Annotated in this window: 23 protein-coding genes; 11 read left to right on the forward strand and 12 right to left on the reverse strand. The window is 36.6% G+C overall.

The genetic code is table 11. The features are described from left to right. The first annotated feature begins 50 nt into the window (after nucleotides 1-50). Nucleotides 51-2,159 carry a M1 family metallopeptidase gene (locus tag AC3RVG_RS07220; protein WP_489690778.1) on the forward strand — a complete coding sequence of 703 codons (2,109 nt, stop codon included), beginning with the start codon at nucleotides 51-53 and terminating at the stop codon, nucleotides 2,157-2,159. After that, the gene (locus tag AC3RVG_RS07225; protein ID WP_489690779.1) at nucleotides 2,156-3,070 is read left to right on the forward strand and encodes a patatin-like phospholipase family protein; all 915 of its coding nucleotides are present in this window, start codon (nucleotides 2,156-2,158) and stop codon (nucleotides 3,068-3,070) included. Before AC3RVG_RS07220 ends, AC3RVG_RS07225 begins: the two co-directional genes overlap by 4 nt. 18 nt (nucleotides 3,071-3,088) lie before the next feature. On the opposite strand, the gene AC3RVG_RS07230 is transcribed toward AC3RVG_RS07225, so the two are convergent. Next, nucleotides 3,089-3,613 carry a DUF7935 family protein gene (locus tag AC3RVG_RS07230; protein WP_489690780.1) on the reverse strand — a complete coding sequence of 175 codons (525 nt, stop codon included), beginning with the start codon at nucleotides 3,611-3,613 and terminating at the stop codon, nucleotides 3,089-3,091. A gap of 66 nt (nucleotides 3,614-3,679) precedes the next feature. Further along, nucleotides 3,680-5,296 carry an FMN-binding glutamate synthase family protein gene (locus tag AC3RVG_RS07235; protein ID WP_489690781.1) on the reverse strand — a complete coding sequence of 539 codons (1,617 nt, stop codon included), beginning with the start codon at nucleotides 5,294-5,296 and terminating at the stop codon, nucleotides 3,680-3,682. 162 nt (nucleotides 5,297-5,458) lie between these two features. Between AC3RVG_RS07235 and AC3RVG_RS07240 the strand changes: the two genes are divergently transcribed. Continuing rightward, nucleotides 5,459-7,780 (forward strand): ATP-dependent helicase, encoded by a 2,322-nt coding sequence (locus AC3RVG_RS07240; RefSeq protein WP_489690782.1) that lies wholly within the window; start codon nucleotides 5,459-5,461, stop codon nucleotides 7,778-7,780. A gap of 8 nt (nucleotides 7,781-7,788) precedes the next feature. Here the strand turns inward: AC3RVG_RS07240 and AC3RVG_RS07245 are convergent, their stop codons facing one another. Next, nucleotides 7,789-8,661, reverse strand: a complete 873-nt coding sequence (locus AC3RVG_RS07245) for an alpha/beta hydrolase fold domain-containing protein (protein WP_489690783.1) — start codon at nucleotides 8,659-8,661, stop codon at nucleotides 7,789-7,791. A gap of 105 nt (nucleotides 8,662-8,766) precedes the next feature. On the opposite strand from AC3RVG_RS07245, the gene AC3RVG_RS07250 reads away from it, so the two are divergent. Then, nucleotides 8,767-8,979: a hypervirulence associated TUDOR domain-containing protein gene (locus AC3RVG_RS07250; RefSeq protein WP_489690784.1), complete on the forward strand. Its 213-nt coding sequence runs from the start codon at nucleotides 8,767-8,769 to the stop codon at nucleotides 8,977-8,979. Between the two features lie 10 nt (nucleotides 8,980-8,989). Next, nucleotides 8,990-9,607: an L-threonylcarbamoyladenylate synthase gene (locus AC3RVG_RS07255; RefSeq protein ID WP_489690785.1), complete on the forward strand. Its 618-nt coding sequence runs from the start codon at nucleotides 8,990-8,992 to the stop codon at nucleotides 9,605-9,607. A gap of 73 nt (nucleotides 9,608-9,680) precedes the next feature. On the opposite strand, the gene AC3RVG_RS07260 is transcribed toward AC3RVG_RS07255, so the two are convergent. From AC3RVG_RS07260 to AC3RVG_RS07275, 4 genes are all read right to left on the reverse strand, one after another. Then, nucleotides 9,681-10,019, reverse strand: coding sequence for a hypothetical protein (locus tag AC3RVG_RS07260; protein ID WP_489690786.1), 339 nt, complete (start codon nucleotides 10,017-10,019; stop codon nucleotides 9,681-9,683). 120 nt (nucleotides 10,020-10,139) lie between these two features. Continuing rightward, the gene (locus AC3RVG_RS07265) at nucleotides 10,140-11,000 is read right to left on the reverse strand and encodes an OmpA/MotB family protein (protein WP_489690787.1); all 861 of its coding nucleotides are present in this window, start codon (nucleotides 10,998-11,000) and stop codon (nucleotides 10,140-10,142) included. Nucleotides 11,001-11,108: 108 nt separating this feature from the next. Next, complete coding sequence (locus tag AC3RVG_RS07270) at nucleotides 11,109-12,101, reverse strand: glycosyltransferase family 2 protein (protein ID WP_489690788.1); 993 nt, start codon at nucleotides 12,099-12,101, stop codon at nucleotides 11,109-11,111. A 35-nt stretch (nucleotides 12,102-12,136) separates the two neighbouring features. Beyond that, complete coding sequence (locus AC3RVG_RS07275; protein WP_489690789.1) at nucleotides 12,137-12,580, reverse strand: type I restriction enzyme HsdR N-terminal domain-containing protein; 444 nt, start codon at nucleotides 12,578-12,580, stop codon at nucleotides 12,137-12,139. A 122-nt stretch (nucleotides 12,581-12,702) separates the two neighbouring features. Between AC3RVG_RS07275 and holA the strand changes: the two genes are divergently transcribed. After that, complete coding sequence (gene holA, locus AC3RVG_RS07280; protein WP_489690790.1) at nucleotides 12,703-13,707, forward strand: DNA polymerase III subunit delta; 1,005 nt, start codon at nucleotides 12,703-12,705, stop codon at nucleotides 13,705-13,707. A 48-nt stretch (nucleotides 13,708-13,755) separates the two neighbouring features. Here the strand turns inward: holA and AC3RVG_RS07285 are convergent, their stop codons facing one another. Further along, nucleotides 13,756-14,133: a DoxX family protein gene (locus tag AC3RVG_RS07285; RefSeq protein WP_489690791.1), complete on the reverse strand. Its 378-nt coding sequence runs from the start codon at nucleotides 14,131-14,133 to the stop codon at nucleotides 13,756-13,758. Between the two features lie 111 nt (nucleotides 14,134-14,244). On the opposite strand from AC3RVG_RS07285, the gene menA reads away from it, so the two are divergent. The 5 genes from menA (at nucleotide 14,245) to AC3RVG_RS07310 (ending at nucleotide 19,096) form a co-directional block, all read left to right on the forward strand. Further along, on the forward strand, nucleotides 14,245-15,204 hold the full coding sequence (gene menA / locus AC3RVG_RS07290) for a 1,4-dihydroxy-2-naphthoate octaprenyltransferase (RefSeq protein WP_489690792.1): 960 nt from the start codon (nucleotides 14,245-14,247) through the stop codon (nucleotides 15,202-15,204). Nucleotides 15,205-15,218: 14 nt separating this feature from the next. Next, nucleotides 15,219-15,899 (forward strand): metal-dependent hydrolase, encoded by a 681-nt coding sequence (locus tag AC3RVG_RS07295; protein ID WP_489690793.1) that lies wholly within the window; start codon nucleotides 15,219-15,221, stop codon nucleotides 15,897-15,899. 81 nt (nucleotides 15,900-15,980) lie between these two features. Continuing rightward, a complete protein-coding gene (locus AC3RVG_RS07300; protein WP_489690794.1) occupies nucleotides 15,981-17,015 on the forward strand; it encodes an o-succinylbenzoate synthase in 1,035 nt (344 codons plus the stop codon). Nucleotides 17,016-17,057: 42 nt separating this feature from the next. Continuing rightward, a complete protein-coding gene (locus AC3RVG_RS07305) occupies nucleotides 17,058-18,029 on the forward strand; it encodes a CPBP family intramembrane glutamic endopeptidase (RefSeq protein ID WP_489690795.1) in 972 nt (323 codons plus the stop codon). Beyond that, nucleotides 18,029-19,096 (forward strand): AMP-binding protein, encoded by a 1,068-nt coding sequence (locus AC3RVG_RS07310; protein WP_489690796.1) that lies wholly within the window; start codon nucleotides 18,029-18,031, stop codon nucleotides 19,094-19,096. The genes AC3RVG_RS07305 and AC3RVG_RS07310 overlap by 1 nt, the downstream gene beginning before the upstream one ends. A gap of 3 nt (nucleotides 19,097-19,099) precedes the next feature. On the opposite strand, the gene AC3RVG_RS07315 is transcribed toward AC3RVG_RS07310, so the two are convergent. The 4 genes from AC3RVG_RS07315 to AC3RVG_RS07330 form a co-directional block, all read right to left on the reverse strand. Then, entirely contained in the window at nucleotides 19,100-19,597 is a 498-nt protein-coding gene (locus tag AC3RVG_RS07315) for a hypothetical protein (protein WP_489690797.1), read from the reverse strand. Between the two features lie 23 nt (nucleotides 19,598-19,620). Then, on the reverse strand, nucleotides 19,621-20,388 hold the full coding sequence (locus tag AC3RVG_RS07320; protein WP_489690798.1) for a glycosyltransferase: 768 nt from the start codon (nucleotides 20,386-20,388) through the stop codon (nucleotides 19,621-19,623). Nucleotides 20,389-20,399: 11 nt separating this feature from the next. Then, on the reverse strand, nucleotides 20,400-21,164 hold the full coding sequence (locus AC3RVG_RS07325; protein WP_489690799.1) for a class I SAM-dependent methyltransferase: 765 nt from the start codon (nucleotides 21,162-21,164) through the stop codon (nucleotides 20,400-20,402). A gap of 69 nt (nucleotides 21,165-21,233) precedes the next feature. Next, nucleotides 21,234-22,877: an acyl-CoA carboxylase subunit beta gene (locus AC3RVG_RS07330; RefSeq protein ID WP_489691203.1), complete on the reverse strand. Its 1,644-nt coding sequence runs from the start codon at nucleotides 22,875-22,877 to the stop codon at nucleotides 21,234-21,236. Between the last annotated feature and the right edge of the window lie 31 nt (nucleotides 22,878-22,908).

Consider the following 22,908-nt stretch of genomic DNA (forward strand, 5'->3'; position numbering starts at 1 on the left):
CACAGACTTTTAAAAAGGTTATTTTTGATTCTCAAGAATAACCTTTTTTTATGTTTAATTTTTTGAAGTTGAAGTCTATTAATTTGCTGCGACGATTTTCGGCACTACTTTTTCTACTATTTTTTGTGTTTGCGGCAAACTCTAAGTTGCAAGCGCAACAGACTGATATCGTGGATTTTTTGAAGATTGAAACTTCAATTGGGACTGATGTTTCGGAACAGAAAATTGAAGGAAGATTTTTAACCACTTTTAAGGTTTTAAAACAAACAGACTCTATTTTTATGGATGCTGTAAATATTCAAATTAATGAAATTGAAACTAAAATCTTCAAAATAACTGCTGATGAAAAAAAGGTTTGGTTTGTAGGAAATTTTGAAGAAGGAAAAACATACAAAGCAGATTTTTGGTATGTGATGAATCCGAAACAAACGTTGTACTTTTTTGAAGATCAAATCTGGACACAAGGTCAGGGAAAATACACTTCGCATTGGTTACCAAGCATAGACGATGTTAACGAAAAAATAGAGTTCGATTTACAACTTTTTGCGCCAATTGATAAAGCTGTAATTGCAAATGGAAAATTAATTGATTTCGGTAATTTACACGAAGTAAATACTTGGCGTTTCGATATGAAAGAACCAATGTCCAGCTATCTTGTAGCTTTCGCGATTGGTGATTTTGATAGAAAAGAAATACTTTCAAATTCTGGAATTCCTATTGAATTGTACTTCAATCCGAAGGATTCCCTAAAAGTAGAACCCACCTATCGTTACAGCAAACAAATTTTCGACTTTTTAGAAACTGAAATCGGCGTGCCGTATCCGTGGCAAAATTACAAACAAGTTCCGGTTCGCGATTTTCTGTATGCTGGAATGGAAAATACAACGGCTACATTCTTTTCGGAAGCATTTGTGGTTGATTCTACAGGTTTTAACGATAGAAATTATGTAAACGTAAACGCCCATGAATTGGCGCATCAGTGGTTTGGAAATTTGGTTACTGAAAAGGCAAACGAAGACCATTGGCTGCAGGAGGGGTTTGCAACTTACTACGCCTTGCTGGCTGAAAGAAATATTTTTGGCGATGATTATTATTACTGGCAACTGTATCAAACCGCGGAGCAATTAAAGGCAATTAGCGATGAAAGCAATGGCGAATCGCTTTTAAATCCGAAGGCGAGCTCGCTTACATTTTACCAAAAAGGAGCGTGGGCATTGCATATTTTACGCGAAAGAATAGGGGAGGACGCTTTTAAAACGGCAATCAAAAGCTATTTGGAAAAATATAAATTCAAAAATGTTGATACCGAAGATTTTTTAAAGGAAGTGAAAATGGTTTCCGATGTAGATATTTCAGCATTCGAAAAAGATTGGTTGCAACAAACGGCTTTTCAAAGTGAAGATGCTTATCAATCATTGCTGAAATCGCCTTTTATAAATAAGTATTTTGAAATTTCTGCGCTTCGGACGACGTCTTTTTCAGAGAAGAAGAATCTGTTAAAAACCGCACTTACTTTTCCAAATGATTTTATTGGGCAGGAAGCAGTTTTTCAGTTGGTGGACGAGCCGCTTTCTGAAACGCTTCCACTGTATAAAAATGCTTTTGAAAGCAACAATCTCTATGTTCGGCAGGCTATTGCGCTTTCGCTGCAAACTATTCCGAAGGAGCTTCAAACGGAATATGAAAGTTTGTTAAAAGACGAATCTTATGTAACTATGGAAACTGCATTGTATCAATTATGGATGCAATTTCCGGAGAAACGAACTGAATATCTCAACCAAACTAAAAGTGTTATCGGTTTTCAGAATAAAAATATTAAACAGTTGTGGCTGGCTTTGGCGCTGATTACAGACGGATATGAAAATTTAGAAAAGGAAAATTATTTAAATGAGTTGAAAGGATATTCCTCAACCAATAACAGTTTCGAAATTCGCGAAAAGTCTTTTGAATATATAAACGAGCTTCAACTTTGGGATTCGGAAACACTGAAAAATTTAGTTGAAGCATGCGTACATCCTACTTGGCGCTTTGCGAAGTATTCAAAAGCAATGTTGAATAATTTGCTTCAGGATCAAAAATATCACGAAGCAGTGAAAGTTTTAGGCAGACAACTGTCTAATGAGGCAGCTAATTATTTAAATTCAATTACAAAGGAATGAGAGCAATGGTGATTTCGGGTGGCGGAAGTAAAGGCGCATTTGCAGGGGGTGTGGCTCAGTTTTTAATTGAAGAGCTGAATCATAAGTACGACCTTTTCGTGGGCACATCTACAGGCAGTTTGCTCATTTCGCATCTGGCGTTGGATAAGGTTTCGGAGATACGCGATATTTATACTTCAGTAAACCAAAAAAGTATTTTCAGCAGTTGCCCCTTCGTTATTAAAGAAGATAAATTTGGCGGCAAACAGATTGCTATAAATCATATTACTGTACTTCGGAATTTTTTAAAAGGCAAAAAAACCTTTGGCGAAAGTTTAAATCTGCGCAAGTTGATTGAAAAGACTCTAACTAAAGAGTATTTCAATATATTGAAAGAATCGAACAAAGATGTGGTGGTAACGGTTTCCAACCTTTCTTTAAATCAAGTGGAATATAAATCAATCAACGATTTTGAATATCAGGATTTTTTAGATTGGATTTGGATATCTTCAAATTACACACCATTTATGAGCTTGGTTAAAAAAGATGGTTGTGAGTATGCCGACGGAGGTTTTGGCAGTATGGTTCCAATTGAAGAGGCTATAAATAGAGGTGCTACAACAATAGATGTTATTATTTTAGAAACTGAGATTGCGTATTATAATCGACTTCCTTCCAAAAATGTTTTTTCATTGCTAACCAATATGCATAATTATATGGCAGATAGAATTGAAAAGCAGAATATACGTATCGGGAAATTTGCGGCGACAAATAAAGACGTAATCATCAATCTCTATTATACGCCTACGGTTTTAACAACCAATTCGCTAATCTTCGATAAGGAAATGATGAAAAAATGGTGGGAGCTGGGCTATCAATACGCCGATCATAAAAACAACGAGCTTAACGAGATTCGAACTAACGACGATTAACTTAAAGAAAGCAAGGTTTTAAAAAAGCTCGCGGACCTCTTTTTTAACGTAGCCCATTGCTTTTTGCGAAGGCGTAATTTCTTCCATAAAATGCTGCAATAACCATTCGCGCATTTTATCTACATTGGCAGCCTTTTCATTCATTGATGCTTGACGAACTATTTGAATAGTAGCGTTTTTTGCAGCATTCACTAAGCTCCAGCACTCCGCAGTTATATAAATTTGTTGCGTTAAATTATGCTCGTATTCCTGTTCAATATTTTTCACCAACAAGATTTCATACTCATCTTTTGAATCTGAAAATGGCTTTACACGCACCAGCAATTTGTTAGGGTCTATGCGTTCTAGAAATAGTGCGATGCGTTCATAAGCCTGTAAACGGAGCGGTAACAATTGCTTCTGCGCCTCTTTTTGAATTAAATACCGTCTTCTGCCTTCTTCATTTGCAGTATGACTTTTAAAAAAATAATAAGCAATTACGCCCACAACGATTGCTGGCAATAAGTAGGCTACATAATTAATAACTTGGTTTGCTTCTTCCATAGAATTTTTAAATTGGCAACAAACTTAAACTGTTTATGGCACTTAGACAATAATGATTGCCATAAATCAATACCGAACCTTATTTTCTTTTTTCATTGCTTTCACTTCTTTCTTGGCTTCTTTTTCGTGGAAATTTCCACCCAAATGTTCGCAATGAGATAGTGCTTTCATACTTTCAAATTGTACTGCACATTTGTGGTACATAAAAGATTGTGAAAGGGTTTTTATCAGATTTTTTTCGCCACCCGTTAAATCCACATCGTCCATTGTAAACTGGCAGGGATGTTCGTAACCACAGGCGTGAGTCATTTCTAATAATTCCTTGCTAAAGTTTTTAAAATAGAAATGTGCGCGTACAGATTTGTCTTCAATATTTATACCTCGCTGCAACCATTTATTTTGTGTTGCAACACCGCTGGGGCACTTATTTGTATGGCATTGCTGCGCTTGAATACAGCCAATGCTCATCATAGCTTCACGGGCAACATTTACTAAATCTGCACCCATGGAGAATGCCATAGCGGCTTTTGCAGGAAAGCCTAATTTTCCGCTTCCTATAAAAACTATTTGTTGGCACATTTCGTGCCTTTTGAAAATTTTATAAATTTCAGCAAAACCATAAAGCCAAGGCAACGAAACGTGATCTGCAAAACTTGGGGGCGAAGCACCGGTTCCGCCTTCTCCGCCGTCAATAGTTATAAAATCTGGGCCTTTGCCAGTTTCTTTCATGATTTTCGCCAACTGTTCCCATTCACCCAATCGACCAACAGCCGATTTAATTCCCACAGGTAATCCAGTTGCTTCAGCAATACTTTCTACAAAATCTACCAAGCCTTTAATTCCCTCAAATGCAGAATGATTAGGAGGAGAAAGTACGTCTTGTCCTAAAGGCACGTGTCTAATATCTGCAATTTCCTGCGTAATTTTTGATCCGGGCAAAACACCACCTTTTCCTGGTTTTGCACCTTGGGAGAGTTTTACCTCAATGGCTCTAACTTGTGGGTTATCATTAACGAGTTGCACAATTTTTTCCATGGAGAAATTTCCATTCTCATCGCGAACACCAAAGTATCCGGTTCCAAAGTGAAACACAACATCTGCCCCAGTTTTGTGATACGGTGAAAGTCCTCCTTCACCAGTATTGTGGTATGCATAAGCCATCGCGCAGCCTTTATTTAGCGATTCTACAGCACGTGCAGATAGCGAGCCAAAACTCATCGCTGAAACATTAATTACCGAGGCAGGACGATATGGACGACGGCGTTTATGGAATCCACCCATTAGTTTTGCACAAGGCAAAAAATACGGGTTTTTATAGTTTGGGTTTTCTTTTTCAACTTTATACGGAAGCATTGCATTATTTATGAAAATGTAATTTGGCTCATAAATATCGCGGTCGGTTCCAAAACCTTCGTAGTTATTTTCGTTTTTCGCAGAAGCATAAATCCACCCGCGTTCTATGCGGTTAAAAGGAAGTTCTTCGCGGTTGTTTGCAACTATGTATTGCCTTAATTCTGGTCCGATGCTTTCTAACATGTACCGAAAATGCCCAATAAGCGGGAAGTTGTGACTAACAGTATGGCGCTTGTTGAAAAATATATCGCGAATTACAACGAGCAGTAAAAAGAGAAGAACCCAACCCCACCAAGGAATTTGGGCTAGAAAAGACAAGATAGAATCCATTGCTAGTTTTTTTATAAAGATATTTAAATTAATGTGGTTTTAAAAAAATGTTTAGTTTTAAAAGAAAGCTTCTCCGCGAAATTATTGTTTATAATTTCTGTGAATTCATTTTCGTTAAAAGTTTGATAATGGTTATTTTCACCACTTGAAGAAAATGAAGTTTTGGAAAAATATTTAGAACAACTTAACGAAGCTCAACTAGCGCCAGTACTGCAAAAGGACGGCGCAATGATTGTTATAGCTGGTGCTGGCTCAGGCAAAACACGAGTGCTTACATTTCGAATTGCGTACTTAATGTCCAAAGGTGTAGATCCATTTAACATCTTGGCGTTAACCTTTACTAACAAAGCGGCGCGCGAGATGAAAAAACGTATCTCCCAAATTGTTGGTGCAAGCGAGGCGAAGAATATTTGGATGGGAACATTTCATAGTATTTTCGCAAAAATACTTCGCTTTGAAGCTGATAAATTGGGCTATCCTTCAAACTTCACTATTTATGATACGCAAGATTCGCAAAGTGTTATTCGTGCGGTAATTAAAGAAATGCACCTCGATAAAGAAGTGTATAAATACAAGAAGGTTTACTCGCGTATTTCTTCGTATAAAAACAGTCTGATTACTGTAAAAGCATACTTCAGCAATCCTGACTTAATAGAAGCAGATTCTATGGCAAAAATGCCGCGATTGGGCGATATCTACAAATCGTATGTAGATAAATGCTTCAAAGCTGGCGCGATGGATTTTGATGATTTATTGCTGAAAACAAACGAATTACTTACCCGTTTCCCGGAAGTTTTGGCGAAGTACCAAAACCGTTTCCGATACATTTTGGTAGATGAGTACCAAGATACCAACCACAGCCAATATTTAATTGTGAAGGCACTTTCAGATAAATTCCAGAATATTTGTGTGGTGGGCGATGATGCGCAGAGTATTTATGCTTTCCGCGGGGCAAATATTAACAACATCCTAAACTTTCAGAAGGATTACGATGATGTAAAAATGTTTCGTTTGGAACAAAATTACCGTTCCACAAAAAACATTGTGAATGCTGCAAACAACGTTATTGAAAAAAATAAAACGCGGCTCGATAAAGTAGTTTGGACCGCAAATGACGAGGGCAATAAAATATTTGTAAATAGAACGATGACCGATGGTGACGAAGGTCGATTTGTTGCAAGCTCTATATTCGAAAACAAAATGAATCATCAATTAAAAGATGGCGATTTTGCAATTTTATACCGTACAAACGCACAAAGTCGCGCCATTGAAGATGCACTTCGGAAAAAAGATATTCCATACAGAATTTATGGAGGCCTAAGTTTTTATCAACGAAAGGAGATTAAAGATGTTTTGGCATATATGCGCTTGGTGTTAAATCCGAAAGATGAAGAGGCACTAAAACGGGTTATTAATTATCCTGCACGCGGAATTGGCGAAACTACAATGGAGCGTTTAATTGTTGCGGCAAACCATTACAATCGTTCGATTTTTGAAGTGATGAAAAACATTGATAAAATCGATTTAAAAATAAATACAGGAACTAAAACTAAGTTGCAGGATTTTGTAACTATGGTTGAAAGTTTTCAGGTTTTGAATCTTAATTATGATGTTTTCACTATTACAGAACACGTTTCGAAAAAAACGGGTCTTATACAAGAATTAAAAAAAGACGGTACCCCCGAAGGTATAGCCCGTATTGAAAACATAGAGGAATTGCTAAACGGAATGCGCGATTTTGTGGAAGAGCAAAAAGAAATTGCAGATGCTACCGGATCGCTTTCAGAATTTATGGAAGATGTTGCGCTTGCAACAGATTTAGATAACGATAAAGGCGATGATGATCGTGTGGCTTTAATGACCGTGCATTTAGCAAAAGGATTGGAGTTTCCATACGTTTATATTGTTGGGATGGAAGAAGACTTGTTCCCAAGTGGAATGAGTATGAATACACGAAGCGAATTGGAAGAGGAGCGACGCTTGTTTTATGTAGCTTTAACCCGTGCCGAAACGCAAGCTTATCTAGTTTACACCCAATCTCGTTACCGTTGGGGAAAACTGATAGATGCTGAACCCAGCCGCTTTATAGATGAAATTGACGAAAGCTTTTTAGAATACTTAACTCCAATTACTGAAAATCGCTACAAGCCACTTTTAGATTCAGATATTTTTGATGATGTGGACCACAGCAAACTAAGGTTAAAAAAACCTGTTGCGGGTCGAGCCCCTTCAGGCCCGACAGAGGAGCAGCTTCGGAAACTGCGAAGGATAAGACCAGTTTCTAGTGATACTGACAAAAATTTCAATGCTAAGGATGCAAATCTGGCGGAGGGAACAATGGTAGAACACGTTCGCTTCGGAAAAGGTAAAATCCTTAAAGTTGAAGGTATTGGCGCAGATACCAAAGCTGAAATCGATTTTGAAAACGGTGGTTTAAAGAAATTACTACTTCGTTTTGCAAAATTGAAAGTGCTAGATAACTAACAATAATTTTATTCTGAAATTTCCAAATAAGTATCAATATAGACGCTTATTTGCTCTGTCATATCGTCAATGTCTAGGGGTGCCCAATCTCCGTGACCGCCTTCATAAACTGTAAATCCGTGATCTATCTGGGCATTATTTAATGCAGAATTTAGAGTCGTTCCATTTGTAAGAGGAACCAAAGGATCTGCATTTCCGTAGAAAAGCAATGTTGGGCTACTGTTATTAGAAACAAGCAGTGCGGGACTCAAAACTTCAGGATAATTTGTTCCAGAAGGGTAAGCACTTTCATCAACTAGCGCAGCCATTAAAAAAGGAAAATTAGGATTATCGCTATAAAATAGATCTGTAAAATCTGTGGGTCCCACAATATCACCAACCATTTTAACTTGGTCGTCTGTATCGTAAACATAATCGTACATTAATGAAATATGCGCCCCAGCACTAGCACCAATTAGTGCGAATTCAGGTAAAATTTGAAGTTCATCTTTTTCTGAAGTCAGTTTGTTTATTACCGCATCCACATCCAAAAACTGGTTGGGGAAAGCAGGTGTAATAGCATTTGCAAGCACGTAATTTATGTTTACGATTGCGTGGTTGGGATGTCTTAGTTTGATGTATGGAATGAAAAAATCCATATCGGCTTTGTCACCTTCAGTCCAGCCGCCGCCGTGAACTAAAACTATTATTTTTGTTTTGGCGGAAGTTCTGTTTGCAGGTAAATACAAATCGTACTTTTGCTGTGGATCATTTCCGTAGGAAACATTTAGCACTGTTTCTGCGGTTAAAGGTTCAGCTTGATTATTATCATTGTCCTTTGAACAGGAAATGAAACTTATTTGAAAACTAACGAATAGAATTATAAAGAGGAATTTTTTCATATTACAATTTTGTAGTTGCCATAACGCTGAAAAAGTTATTTTATGCTAAGTAATACAATTGAAATTTCGTTTTCTTAAAATTTCTAGTAACTTTAAATAAAAATAATGATTCGCAAAGGTTCGAAAGTTTCTTGGAAGTGGGGCACAGGTACTGCAGAAGGGAAAGTTATTGAAACTTTTTCCAAAGAAATTTCCAAAACCATTAAAGGAAATGATATTACACGCAAAGGCGAAAAGGGCAATAAAGTGCTCTACATTGAGCAGGCGGATGGCGACAAAGTATTAAAGCTGGAAAGCGAAGGAAAAAAGAAGAATTAAAAAATAGTATATGGCCGAATTTATTAGAATCTACGAAGAAAATCCAAACCCCAAGGAAATAAAACGTGTTGTGAAAATACTTCGCGACGGTGGTGTAATAATTTACCCTAGTGATACCGTTTATGCGTTGGGCTGCGATATTAAAAATAACCGTGCGTTGGAACGTGTGGCGCAACTGCGAGGCGTAAAATTGGAGAAGGCAAATTTTTCTTTTGTCTGTGAAGATTTAAGCAATCTTAGCGACTATGTTAAGCAAATTGATACGCCAACTTTTAAATTATTAAAGAGAAATCTTCCAGGACCCTATACTTTTATATTACCCGGAAATAGTAATCTTCCAAATGTTTTTAAGAAGAAAAAAGAAGTGGGTATTCGTGTTCCAGATAATTCAATAACCCTTGCAATAGTCCGTGAATTGGGCAATCCTATAATTTCTACATCCATAAAAGATGAAGATGAGGTAATTGAATATACTACCGATCCAGAACTTATTCTTGAAAAATGGGACAACCTGGTAGATTTGGTTATTGACGGCGGGTATGGCGGAAACGTTGCCTCAACGGTAATTGATCTTACTGGCTCGGAGCCAATTGTAGTGCGTGAGGGTAAGGGAAGTCTAGAGCTTTAAGCCGAAGAATTTACACCTAAAAAAAATTGAAAGAAAGTAGCAGGACAAATTCTATTTGCGTAGAATATAATGCTTACGATTTCAGCAAATGTTGCAAGCCTCGATAGATATTCTTCTCCATAATATCAATAGAACCATCGGTTAAAAACATTTTTATTATGTTTTTAAATAGTCTATCTATTTCATCTTTGGAATAATCAAAACGCGAAACGGAGTGCTGAATTTTCTGAATTTGTTGGTAATCATTATCACGATCAAATTCTTTGTGAATTTTCTGGTATTTTTCTTCGCCAACCTTCGACAATATAAAATCTTTTTCCTCTTTTGTTTCCACAAAATTAGCATTGGCGCAGTAAAGTAAAATGTAGGCTTTAAGTTCTTCGCGAGACCAATCGGTTCTAAATTCTTCCATATTCTAAAATTTTATATTCTTAACTAAGGTACAAAAACCTATTCAAAAATGCTTTTCAATAGGGCAATAAAAAACCCGGTCTATTAGGACCGGGTTTAATTATTTTTGAAGTTTTAGAAATTACTTTCCAGCTTCAAGATTTTTCATTTCTTTTTCAATCATATCGTAAAATTGGTCAATTTTTGGAAGAACCAAGATACGAGTACGTCTGTTTGTAGATCTGTTTTCAGCAGTAGTGTTAGGTACTAATGGTACGTATTCTGAACGTCCTGCAGCAACTAAACGTGATGGTGCAACACCAAGATTTTGAAGCTCACGAACAATTGCAGTAGCACGTTTAACACTTAAATCCCAGTTGTCAAGCAACTCACCTCTCTTACCGTAAGGTACGTTATCAGTGTGTCCTTCAACCATAGCTTCGAAATCAGGTTTTCCGTTGATTACTTTTGCAACTTTTCCTAAAATTTCTGTAGCTCTGCCAGAAATCTGGTAGCTTCCACTTTTGAAAATTACTTTATCAGAAAGTGAAATATAAACTACACCTTTTTCAACATTTATTTCAATGTCTGGATCGTTCATACCAACTTCTCTCTTAAGACTTGTAACAAGTGCAAGGGTAACACTATCCTTTTTGGTAAGTGCATCTTGCAAACGTGTAATTTTCATGTCTTTTTCTTTCAAGCTTTCTAAAGATTTCTCAAGGTTAGTTGCGCCTTTAGAAGTTAGCATTGTAAGGTCTTTTGAACTCTGAATAAGATCTGAATTTGTCTTCTTCATATCAGCCAAACGCTCTTCAAGTTCTTTTGCACGTGCAGTAGAAGCTGCTCTTTCTGCGATACAGTCATTAAGTTTCACGGTTGCCGTGTTCAATAAATCTTGGGTAGTTTGTTGTTTTGCTTCAAGTGCAGCATATTTCTTGCTCGATACGCAAGAAGTGAATGCGAGACTTGAACATACTGCTAAAATCAATAGTTTTTTCATAATTTTTTAAGTTGTTTAATTGTTATTGTTATAAAATGTGGTCATCAAATTATAGACCAAAATTATCAAATAAGCATGCAGTGTAGAAACGATTAACAATAATTTATGCTATAATTTGTTAAAATAATTATTTTTCAATATAAAGTACTGATATACAATAGATTTGGTTTTGAAATATGTAATTTGTGAAGCGAATTTTTTTCTTTTCTGAAGAAATCTTGGAACCAATAAATAAAAGCTGAAGTGCGCTTTCAAAATGGCGAAGAAGTGCCTTGGTTTTCCTTGTAGCAAAAATTGAAAAGCGGCGATTGCATCCAATACCATTCTTATAAAGATTGTAGTAAAAGCCTTTAATCCGCCAACGTTTTTAAGTAGGTTTAGTAGTGAATTACGGAAATTATAAAAAGTTTTCTTGGGGTTTAATACAGCCAAAGTTGCTCCGCCAACATGAAATATTTCCGAAGTACCCACATAAAGTATTTTTCCGCCTTTAGATTGTAAACGCCAGCAAAGATCAATCTCTTCTTGGTGTGCAAAATAGTCTTCGTCTAAGCCACTCGCTTGCCAAAAGGTTTCAGCTTTTACAAAAAGACAAGCGCCGGACGCCCAAAATATTTCAGAAATATCGTTGTATTGTCCGTTATCTTTTTCCAAAGTATCGAAAATGCGTCCGCGACAAAATGGGTAACCATATTTATCGATAAATCCGCCAGCCGCTCCAGCATATTCAAAGTATTCTTTGTTTTTATAATCGAGTATTTTTGGTTGTGCAGCAACAACCGAAATATCTTTTTCAAACGCTGCAATTACGGGCGGTAACCAATTTTCTGTTACCTCAACATCGCTATTCAGCAAAACGAAAATATCTTCGGAAAGGTTTTTTAAAGCATCGTTATAGCCCTTGGCATAACCGCCATTTTCTTTGTTTTGAATGATTTTTATCGATGGAAAATTTTCAGAAACGAATGCCACAGAATTATCGGTAGAGGCATTGTCTGCTACATAAACAGTGGCTTCCTTAGAAAATTTGACGACTGAAGGCAGAAACTTTTCAAGTAACTCCTGTCCGTTCCAATTAAGTATTACTACTGCTACGTTCACTTTGCAAAGATAGATTTTTGAAGTGTTTTTTCTACCTATTTATAATCTGGAATATCTTTCAGAAAAACATAGCGTTCACTTTCAAAATCCATTTGGCAATAATAATGCTCCAAACCATTGGTAACCATTAAATAATTGGCTTCTAAAGCAATGTTATAACGCGCTATTTGATCGAAAGTATTTTGCGAAATTGGAATGGAGGGTGCTTTACATTCTACGATTAAAAAAATACTCCCGTCATTGTTAAAAACCACCACATCGTACCTTTTAGTAGTATTGTTGAGTTTCAGTTGTTTCTCAACGTTTATAAGACTTTTGGGGTAGTTTTTTTCTTTTAGAAGAAATTGAACAACGTGTAATCGAACCCATTCTTCGGGTGTGAGCACAACGAATTTTTTTCTAATTTCATCAAAAACCAACGTTTTATTTTCGCTACTTTTGAAGCGGAAGGAATATTCAGGGAAGTTTAGTTTTTGCATACGCAAAGAAACAAATTTCGACGATGATTTCTTTCACAAATCAATATTGAATGTCCCCTCGAGCGCAGTCGAGAGGTCTAAAATAGTTCTCGACTGCGCTCGAACAGACACAAAATCGTCCAATGCCGCTCGACAAAGTAAAATCCATAATCACCGATATTAAAAACGGAAAAACCAAACCCATTTATTTTTTGATGGGTGAGGAGCCATATTATATTGACGGAATTTCGAAATATATTGAAGAAAATGTTTTGTCTGAAGAAGAAAAAGGTTTCAACCAAATGGTGCTTTATGGACGCGATGTTTCGGTGGAAGATATTATAAGCAATGCCAAGCGATACCCAATGATGGCTGAAAAGCAAGTTGTAATTGTAAAGGAGGCGCAGGATCTTTCGCGTACAATTGAGAATTTGGTGAGTTATGCCGAAAACCCCCAGCCTACAACAATATTGGTGCTTTGTTATAAATATAAAACACTAGACAAACGTAAAAAACTAGCCAAAGCTGTTGCTAAAACGGGCGTCGTTTTTGAAAGCAAAAAACTGTACGACAATCAAGTGCCAGACTGGATAAAACGTGTTTTAGCCGGAAAAGGTTACACCATTACGCCAAAAGCCGCGCAGATGTTGGTTGAATTTTTGGGTAACGATTTAAGCAAAGTAAACAACGAGCTAGAAAAACTTCAACTTATCTTAAAAGCTGGTGACCAGATTACGCCACAATTAATTGAGGAAAACATCGGTATCAGTAAGGATTTCAACAATTTTGAACTTCAGAATGCCATTGGTAATAAAGACATTAAAAAGGCTTTTGCCATTATTCAATATTTCTCTCAAAACCCCAAAAACAATCCGTTGGTGATGACGGTGGCACTGCTTTACGGTTTTTTTGCTAAATTGTTGAAATACCACGCACTTTCAAATAAAGGCGATGCCGCAAAAGCTTTAGGGGTACATCCGTTTTTTATTAAAGATTATCAAACCGCTGCTCGCAATTACCCAATGAAAAAAGTAAGCGCTATTATTAGTGCAATCCGCGATATAGATATGAAAAGTAAAGGAGTGGGCGCCGCCAATCTTCCGCAAGGCGATTTGCTGAAAGAATTGCTAGTCAAGATTTTTAATTAAGACTTTCTGAGAAGAATTTAATAATTTCTCTTTTTAAAGATTGCTCACTTATTTCCTATCTACAGAATATTTCCCCGCTCCTAAAAGAGCAATTACAGTAAATGCAATTAGATAAAGAATCGCCATTTCTTTTGTTCCTAATGGATCTGCTGCGTGAACGATAAATGCGGCAACAGCCATTGTAATAATTACAGGAATTGCAGCCAAGCGTGTTTTAAAACCTATAATTACGAGAATTGGAAAAAACACTTCACAAAGAATCGCTAATACTAAAGTAGCTGTTTCGCCAATTCCAATTGGATCTCCAAAAGCGAAATTGCCCGAAAGCATTTTTAATAGTTTTGGAATTCCATGGGTAAGCATCATTCCGCCAAAACCAAGACGAAGCAATAACAAAGCAATACTGTGGATATTTGAGTTTTTCATATGTTTTATTCTGATTACGAATATAGAAAAACAATTCAGAAAACACCACTTTCCAAAAAATTGCCGCACCCCATTTTAAAACGTATTTTTGCAGCTTCAAAAATATATTGAATGAAAAAAATTAAAGCCTGGTTTGCCGCTGCGAGATTGCGAACGCTGCCGCTTTCTGTTTCGGGGATTATTGTTGGGGCGAGTGCGGGGATTTTTGAGAAAACCAATCTCTTAGCAGTTCAATTGGATATGGAATATGGAGGAACAGTTTGCTTAGCAGGGACAACTGTTTTAGAATCACCTTTGTTCTGGCTTGCTATTTTAGTAACCGTCGGCTTTCAAGTTTTATCAAATTTTGCTAACGATTATGGTGATGGCGTACGCGGAACAGACGCTAAAAGACAGGGAGAAAGACGAATGGTAGCTTCTGGTATTATCACACCAAATCAGATGAAAACTGGAATGTTTATCACAGGAATCATCACATTCTTTTTGGCTACTATTTTGATTTTCTTGGCCTTCGGAAACCAAAACTTTATTATTTCATTTGTGTTTTTCAATCTTACAATTGTATCCTTGATTGCGGCAGTGAAATATACCGTGGGAAAAAAAGCGTACGGCTACTCTGGCTTTGGCGATGTTTTTGTATTTCTCTTTTTTGGATTATTAAGCGTTTTAGGAAGCAATTATTTGTTTACTCATAATATTAATTGGCATCTATTACTACCCGCAATTGCTATTGGTTGTTTCAGCACGGCAGTTCTAAATTTGAACAATATGCGCGATATAGAAAACGATGCAGCGGCAGGAAAAAATACCCTGGTTGTAAAATTAGGCAGCGAAAAATCAAAACGATATCACGCGTTTTTATTGCTATTCGGAATGATTTGTGCAATTATTTATACGGTTATTAATTATCGCGAACCACTTCAATTTGTATATCTAATTGCATTTATTCCTTTTCTTTTAAATATAAAAACGGTTTTTATAAACACAGTCCCAATGCTGCTCGACAGCGAATTGAAAAAGGTTGCACTCAGCACTTTTTTGTTTGCAATCTTGTTTAGTATATTTATGTAATAAAAAATATTTCTATGAAAATTACCTTCTACGGTCAAAATTGTCTCGGTATCGAAATTAAGGGGAAACACATTCTGGTGGATCCTTTTATTTCTGGAAACGACCTTGCAAAAGACAAGATTAAAGTCGCCGATTTAAAAGCAGATTATATTCTTTTAACCCACGCACACCAAGATCACACATTGGATGCCGAAGAAATTGCAAAAAATACGGGCGCTATTATCGTAAGCAATTTCGAAATTACAAATCATTACGAACCAAAAGGCATTGAAGTTCACCCAATGAATCACGGTGGAAGTTGGAAGTTTGAATTCGGTAAAGTAAAATATGTAAACGCAATTCACACAAGCAGTTTCGCAGATGGTAGTTACGGCGGACAACCCGGCGGGTTTGTAATTGAAGGTGAACACAAAAATATTTACATTGCTGGCGATACCGCATTAACTATGGATATGAAACTAATCCCGATGTACACTAAGTTAGATTTGGCAATTCTACCCATTGGCGATAATTTTACGATGGGTGTAGACGACGCCATAATCGCTAGTGATTTTGTACAATGCGATAAAGTTTTGGGTGTGCATTACGATACTTTCGGCTATATTGAAATAGACCACGAAGATGCAAAACGCAAGTTTTACGATGCAAATAAAGATTTGATGCTGCTTGAAATTGGTGAATCTATTGAATTATAATTTGTTCGAAATGTCGCAAAAACTTATTGTAGGTGCGCGATCTATCGCGCGCCTACAATTATAAACTGCTAAGAGAAAAATATGACAGCCAATTTTCAAAAACACATTCTAAATTTTAAACGTCCCAGCGGAACTTCGCGAGGTGTTATGAAAACCAAAAACACGTATTTTTTAATTTTGAAAAATGACGAAGGCTTTGGCGTGGGCGAATGTGGTTTATTGAAAGGTTTAAGCATCGACGACCGTCCAGATTACGAAGAAAAGCTACAATGGGTTTGTGATAATATTTCATTAGGTGAAGCCAAATTATACGAAGACTTAGAAAAATTCCCTTCAATTCAATTTGGGATAGAAACAGCTTTTAAGTCGTTGCAATCAGCAAATCCTTTTGAATTATTTCCTTCGGAATTTACGCGTGGCGAGAAATCAATTGCTATAAACGGCTTGGTTTGGATGGGCGATAAAGTTTTTATGAAAGAACAAATTTCAGAAAAACTAAAGCAAGGTTTCACTTGTATAAAGATGAAAATTGGTGCCATTGATTTTAAAACTGAACTAGAACTTTTAAAATCTATCCGTAAAGAATTTTCTGCGCAAGAAGTAGAATTGCGTGTAGATGCAAATGGCGCTTTTTCACATAAAGAAGCTTTGGAAAAACTAAAAGTGCTTTCAGATTTACAATTGCATTCCATTGAACAACCCATAAAACAAGCGCAATGGCAAGAAATGGCGCGACTTTGTGAAGAAACGCCGCTTCCAATTGCATTGGACGAAGAGCTAATCGGCGTGATTTCTGAAGTGGATAAAAACGAATTGCTCAATACTATAAAACCACAGTATATAATTCTAAAACCTTCATTAATTGGTGGTTTCCGCGGAAGCGACTCTTGGATTAAGCTCGCCGAAAAACACAATGCAGGTTGGTGGATTACTTCAGCCTTAGAAAGTAATATTGGTTTGAGCGCTATTTCGCAATACACCTTTACAAAAAACAGTAAATTGCCGCAAGGTTTGGGCACGGGCAGCCTTTACACAAATAATATTGAAAGTCCGCTGGAAGTTAAAAATGGCGCGTTGCATTACGTTCCAACGGCTAATTGGGACTTTCAAGTTTAATACTTTATTTATAATATAATTTCTAAAATCTAATATCAAAAAATGTATATAAAACAAGCTTTTAAATCTCTTCACGATTGGTGGCGCTATTTGGTAGGATTCGTCATCATTATTATTGCTAGCCAAATAGGAACAATACCTTTAATTGTTGCGGTACTTGTTAAAACAATTTCGGAAGGCGGCAGCATGGATGCACTTCAAGATCAAAACCTTTTGCTTACCGTTTTAGACTCAAACCTTACGTTATTTCTGATGTTGCTCAGTTTTGCTGTTGGTTTAGTGGCTATTTATTTAGTGGTGCGCTACCTTCACAAGCAACCTTTTGTGGAGCTTACCACGTCTCGTAAAAAAACGGATTGGGGACGTGTATTTTTCGGTTTTGGAATTATTACAATAACAACTTTATTAGTTACATGGCTTGATTATTACAACAATCCCCAAGATTATGTTGTGCAGTTTGACTTAGTTCCATTTATAATTTTAGCAGTAATTGCCGTTATAATGATACCGTTACAAACCAGTTTTGAAGAATATCTTTTTCGTGGTTATTTAATGCAGGGAATAGGTGTTTTGGCTAAAAACCGATGGTTGCCGTTGATTATTACTTCGGTGGTTTTTGGAGGGCTGCATTTAGCAAATCCAGAGGTTGATAAACTAGGCAACATAATTATGATTTATTACATAGGGACAGGATTTTTCCTTGGAATAATGACGCTAATGGATGAAGGAATGGAGCTCTCTCTGGGCTTTCACGCGGGTAATAACTTAATTTCTGCACTGTTGGTAACGGCAGATTGGACTGTATTTAAAACCAATTCCATTTTAAAAGATGTTTCAGAACCAACAGCCGGTATTGACGTAATTGCGCCGGTTTTAATCTTATACCCAATTTTTTTGCTAATTATGGCGTATCGCTATAAATGGACCGACTGGAGCGGGAAGCTTTTCGGAAAAGTTGAAGAGCCCATTGTTTTAGATGAAGAAAGTACACAACAATCAACTTTTATTGAATAGTGAAAAACGTGCTACATCCTAAATTTAGATTCAACGGCGAAACATTTTCTTCCGTTGAAGTTTTGATGGAACGGGCAAAACAACTTCTTGAAAATGGTGAAAGTGATGAAATAGCTATTGGAAAATTCATTTTGGAATGGCTAGACAATAATGATTTTATAATTGTAAAAACTTCCGGTTCTACGGGCGTTCCCAAAGAAATTAAACTTCAAAAAGAACACGTTTTTAATAGTGCTACAGCCACGGTAACCTATTTCGATTTAAGGGAAGAAACCAAAGCATTACTATGTCTTCCTTCAGAATATATAGCAGGCAAAATGATGTTAGTGCGTGCTATGATTGCGGGTTGGGATATACACACCGCCGCACCCGAAAAGTTCCCTTTGGAAAAGCAGGATAACGATTTCGATTTTACGGCAATGGTTCCGTATCAGGTTTTTCATTCTTTGGCAGATTTGCACAAAGTGAAAAAACTGATTATTGGTGGAGGAGCAGTTTCTGCTGAATTAGAACAACAACTTCAGCAAATTTCCACAAGTGTTTTTGCGACCTACGGAATGACTGAAACTATTAGTCATATTGCTGTCCGACCATTAAATGGTGCCGAAAAATCTACTATTTTTTGCGCGCTACCGAAAGTAAATTTTTCACAAACTGAAAATGATTGTTTGCAAATACAAGCTCCCGAAATATCTGAAGAATCTGTTTCAACAAATGATGTAGTGGAATTAATTTCTCCAACTTCGTTTAAATTTTTGGGAAGAATTGATAATGTAATCAACACTGGCGGCGTAAAGGTTCACCCAGAAGCGGTGGAAGAAAAACTCTCGCTGCACATAAATAAACCATTTTTTATCGCTTCCGAAAAAGACGAGGCATTGGGCCAGCGGGTTATTTTAATTGTTGAAAGTGATAAAGAGCTGAAACTGGAAGAATATTCCGAAATTTTCGAAGCTCTTTCAACTTATGAAAAGCCCAAAAAAGTTTATACAACGCGGCAATTTATTTATACTGAAACAGGGAAAATAAAACGTGCTGAGGTTTTGAAAATGCTTTTATTGAAGTAATCTTTAAACCATTGGCTTGTCTTCCTGCCGAAATTCACTTTTTAAAGCGCCTTCCAACATCAAATCTCTTTCAACCTTGTCTCGGGTAGGTCTTTGCATTAATAGCCAACCGATAAGAAATAATGAAATACTTAAAAAGTACTGATTTCCTTCATTCATAAAAGCTACAATCCCCAAAAGTGCAGGGCCTTCCAAAAGTGCATATTTTATAATGGACGCTGTTTGAAAGCCGATCAGTTTTTCCTTTAAAGTATTTTTTGAAGCCAATCCTTTTAGAGTGTTTCCGTAGAGAAAATTCCCTGCCACTATTCCTGCAATGCCCATTAAAGGAACCACGAAGAACATAACATCACCAGAATAATCTATTGAAAATTTTTGATTTTCAGTTATCATATATGTAACTACAGCAAAAAGCGACACGCCCATTACAAGCGCAAAATGTATTATAGAAAACGTTTTCAAAAATGTTTTTGGAGTAGCTGGAGGCGTATTATTTTGCATAACTTACAATGGGTTTATTTAGGTTATATTGGCTTTTTGGATACTTTTCGATATTTCTTCCAGATTATAAATAGTTCAATTGGGGCGATTAAAAAATTACTTAAGTTTAGTTTAGACCCGGGAACATCGGTCCAATTCGTTAATGGTTGTTCGTAAAGGGCGTTCTCGTTATTCGGATAAAATAATTTAAAACGAAATAGTAATTCTACATCGAACAGCCATTTACTTATAAATTCATCTTTAAAAAGTTCAAAAACCACAGAAGAATGAATCAGCTTAATTCCGCATTGGGTGTCGTAAACTGGTTCTTTCAGCAACACGCTTACTAAGGTTGCAAAAATTCTACCCAGATAATGCCTGCTGCGTATACGTTTTATGTTAGCTCCCATACGTGCAATACGAGCGCCCATTATAAACTTAATGTTTTTATTCTTCTGAAGTATCTTTAAAAAGTCAGCTATTTCTTCAAGCGGAACCGACAAATCTGCATCTAAATAACCGATAAATTCAAAATCACTTAAATTTTCCTTCGAAGCTAAAACGCCACTTCTAATCGCATTTGCTTTTCCTATATTTTTATCGAGAATAAGGGCATTTGCGTGAGTCATTTTGCTGCACAGATTTTCAATAACTTTCGAGGTTTGATCTTCACTTCCATCATCAACAAACAGAAAATGTACATTCGGATTCTCACTTTCAAAATGTAAAAAAGCTTCCGCCTTTAACCTAAATTCCTCATTATAACAGGGAATAATAAATAAAACGTTTATATTTTTAATGAGGTTATCCAATGAGTCGAAATTTATGGAGTATTTTTTTTGCAAATCATATAACAGGATAATCCAGGCAAATTAATACCTACATATTTTAAAACGCTTCCTATTTTATAATCAAGTAATAAAATGTTTTTCACGAAAGATGTTTTTAGTTTTCCGCCTTTCCATTCGCCTAAATTCTCTGGATTTTTATTGTTATTTGGTTTTATTTTTTCCAAACCAAGTTGCGCAATCCGCGGAATTGTTAAAGATGAAAAAAAGTATCCACTCTCAATTGGTTTTAAATCACAGGCTTTTATTGTTTTCTTTAATTTCTTAAGATTATATCTTCTGTAATGCTTTAATAAATCGTCGTGTTTACTGAAAAGCGTCTGGTAAGCGGGCACAGTAATTATAAAATGAGTGTCATCATTAATATAAGAGTGACCGATTATTTGTTTCAAAAAAGCAACGTCGTCGGGCACGTGCTCAATTACATCCAGTAAAGTAACAATGTCAATAGAATCGATTTTTACATCATTAAGCGAAGGATAAAGGTTTAAATTTTTATTGTTGAAATCAGCTTTAAATTTATTAATGAGTTCAGGAGTATAGCCCGTATCTACGCAATAACACTGACAATTATCAAATGTTGAAGTAAAGCTATCAGCCACATAAGCATCTCCGCTGCCTACGTCCAAGATTTTAATATTTTGCTTTTTAACTTTAGAAATAAATTTGTGGACAATTAATTTTCGAGCTATTTCCCACGGATGCCTCCTTATATTACCAGTAATTTCTATTAAATCCATTTATGCTTTTTAGTCATTAATAATAATGTGGAAAAATTCAATTTATAATCTAAACAATGAGATTGCTAATTATACCTGAATAACGCCCATATTAAAAGCCTTTTCAATAGGTGCGTGGTTGGCTGCTTCAATCCCCATAGAAATCCACTTTCGAGTATCGAGTGGGTCTATTACAGCATCGGTCCAAATTCTTGATGCTGCGAAATATGGCGAAATTTGTCGGTCGTATCGCGCTTTTATTTTATCGAACATTTCTTTTTCAACTTCGGGAGTGATTGTTTCACCTTTCTTTTTTAAGGAAGCAGTTTCAATCTGAAGTAATACTTTTGCCGCACTGTTGCCGCTCATAACTGCAAGTTCGGCACTAGGCCAAGCTACAATTAATCTTGGGTCGTAAGCTTTTCCACACATTGCATAATTTCCTGCACCGTAACTATTACCAATTATAATAGTGAATTTTGGAACTACACTATTACTAACGGCATTTACCATTTTGGCACCGTCTTTAATAATACCGCCGTGCTCACTTTTACTGCCCACCATAAATCCGGTAACATCTTGTAAAAATACCAACGGAATTTTCTTTTGGTTGCAATTGGCTATAAATCGGGTGGCTTTATCTGCACTGTCGCTATAAATTACACCGCCGAATTGCATTTCGCTCGGTTTCGTTTTTGCTTTCGTAGTCTTCACTAACTTACGTTGGTTAGCGACAATTCCCACTGCCCAACCGTCGATACGTGCATAACCGGTTAAAATTGTTTGGCCGTAACCTTCTTTGTATTCTTCAAAATCGCTATCGTCAACAAGGCGTTTTATAATTTCGCGCATATCGTATTGTTCAGCACGCGATTTTGGTAGTAAACCATAAATATCTTCCTGCTTCTCCTTTGGTTTTACAGCTTTTTCGCGATTGTAACCAGCTTTATCAAAATCGCCAATTTTAGAAAAAATGTTTTTTATTTTATCGAGTGCGTCTTTGTCGTCTTTTGCTTTATAATCAGTTACGCCGCTAACTTCACAATGGGTTGTTGCGCCTCCAAGGGTTTCATTGTCGATGCTTTCGCCAATTGCCGCTTTTACCAAATAACTTCCTGCAAGAAAAATACTTCCAGTTTTGTCTACAATTAAAGCCTCATCACTCATAATAGGAAGATATGCGCCACCTGCAACACAACTGCCCATAACGGCTGCAATCTGCGTGATGCCCATACTACTCATTACAGCATTGTTTCTAAAAATTCTTCCGAAGTGTTCCTTATCGGGGAAAATTTCATCTTGCATCGGTAAATAAACTCCTGCACTATCTACTAAATATATAATTGGTAGGCGGTTCTCGATTGAAATTTCCTGAGCTCGAAGATTCTTTTTAGCAGTAATAGGGAACCATGCGCCAGCTTTTACAGTGGCGTCGTTGGCAACAACGATGCACTGTTTGCCTTTCACATAACCAATTTTCACAACCACACCACCGCCGGGAGCGCCACCGTGTTCCTCGTACATGCCATCCCCAGCGAAAGCGCCGATTTCAATGCTCGGTTTCTTTTCGTCCAGTAAATATGTAATACGTTCGCGAGCCGTAAGCTTTCCTTGCGCGTGTTGTTTGTCTATTCGTTTTTGGCCTCCGCCAAGCTTAACTTTAGCAAGTTTGTTTCTTAAATCTGAAACTAGTAATTTATTGTGATCTTCGTTTTTGTTGAAGTTTAAATCCATCGGAAAAATAAGTTTGGGCAAAAATACGAAA

The sequence above is a fragment of the Aequorivita sp. IT1282 genome (assembly GCF_058068205.1).

Coding starts and splice junctions, on each gene's coding strand:
- menA (WP_489690792.1), top strand. CDS start 14,245: ATGAAAAAAATTAAAGCCTGGTTTGCCGCTGCGAGATTGCGAACGCTG.
- AC3RVG_RS07265 (WP_489690787.1), bottom strand. CDS start 11,000: ATGAAAAAACTATTGATTTTAGCAGTATGTTCAAGTCTCGCATTCACT.
- AC3RVG_RS07300 (WP_489690794.1), top strand. CDS start 15,981: ATGACAGCCAATTTTCAAAAACACATTCTAAATTTTAAACGTCCCAGC.
- AC3RVG_RS07330 (WP_489691203.1), bottom strand. CDS start 22,877: ATGGATTTAAACTTCAACAAAAACGAAGATCACAATAAATTACTAGTT.
- AC3RVG_RS07305 (WP_489690795.1), top strand. CDS start 17,058: ATGTATATAAAACAAGCTTTTAAATCTCTTCACGATTGGTGGCGCTAT.
- AC3RVG_RS07220 (WP_489690778.1), top strand. CDS start 51: ATGTTTAATTTTTTGAAGTTGAAGTCTATTAATTTGCTGCGACGATTT.
- AC3RVG_RS07255 (WP_489690785.1), top strand. CDS start 8,990: ATGGCCGAATTTATTAGAATCTACGAAGAAAATCCAAACCCCAAGGAA.
- AC3RVG_RS07250 (WP_489690784.1), top strand. CDS start 8,767: ATGATTCGCAAAGGTTCGAAAGTTTCTTGGAAGTGGGGCACAGGTACT.
- AC3RVG_RS07315 (WP_489690797.1), bottom strand. CDS start 19,597: ATGCAAAATAATACGCCTCCAGCTACTCCAAAAACATTTTTGAAAACG.
- AC3RVG_RS07235 (WP_489690781.1), bottom strand. CDS start 5,296: ATGGATTCTATCTTGTCTTTTCTAGCCCAAATTCCTTGGTGGGGTTGG.
- AC3RVG_RS07275 (WP_489690789.1), bottom strand. CDS start 12,580: ATGCAAAAACTAAACTTCCCTGAATATTCCTTCCGCTTCAAAAGTAGC.
- AC3RVG_RS07230 (WP_489690780.1), bottom strand. CDS start 3,613: ATGGAAGAAGCAAACCAAGTTATTAATTATGTAGCCTACTTATTGCCA.
- AC3RVG_RS07285 (WP_489690791.1), bottom strand. CDS start 14,133: ATGAAAAACTCAAATATCCACAGTATTGCTTTGTTATTGCTTCGTCTT.
- AC3RVG_RS07260 (WP_489690786.1), bottom strand. CDS start 10,019: ATGGAAGAATTTAGAACCGATTGGTCTCGCGAAGAACTTAAAGCCTAC.
- AC3RVG_RS07295 (WP_489690793.1), top strand. CDS start 15,219: ATGAAAATTACCTTCTACGGTCAAAATTGTCTCGGTATCGAAATTAAG.
- AC3RVG_RS07245 (WP_489690783.1), bottom strand. CDS start 8,661: ATGAAAAAATTCCTCTTTATAATTCTATTCGTTAGTTTTCAAATAAGT.
- AC3RVG_RS07325 (WP_489690799.1), bottom strand. CDS start 21,164: ATGGATTTAATAGAAATTACTGGTAATATAAGGAGGCATCCGTGGGAA.
- holA (WP_489690790.1), top strand. CDS start 12,703: ATGCCGCTCGACAAAGTAAAATCCATAATCACCGATATTAAAAACGGA.
- AC3RVG_RS07225 (WP_489690779.1), top strand. CDS start 2,156: ATGAGAGCAATGGTGATTTCGGGTGGCGGAAGTAAAGGCGCATTTGCA.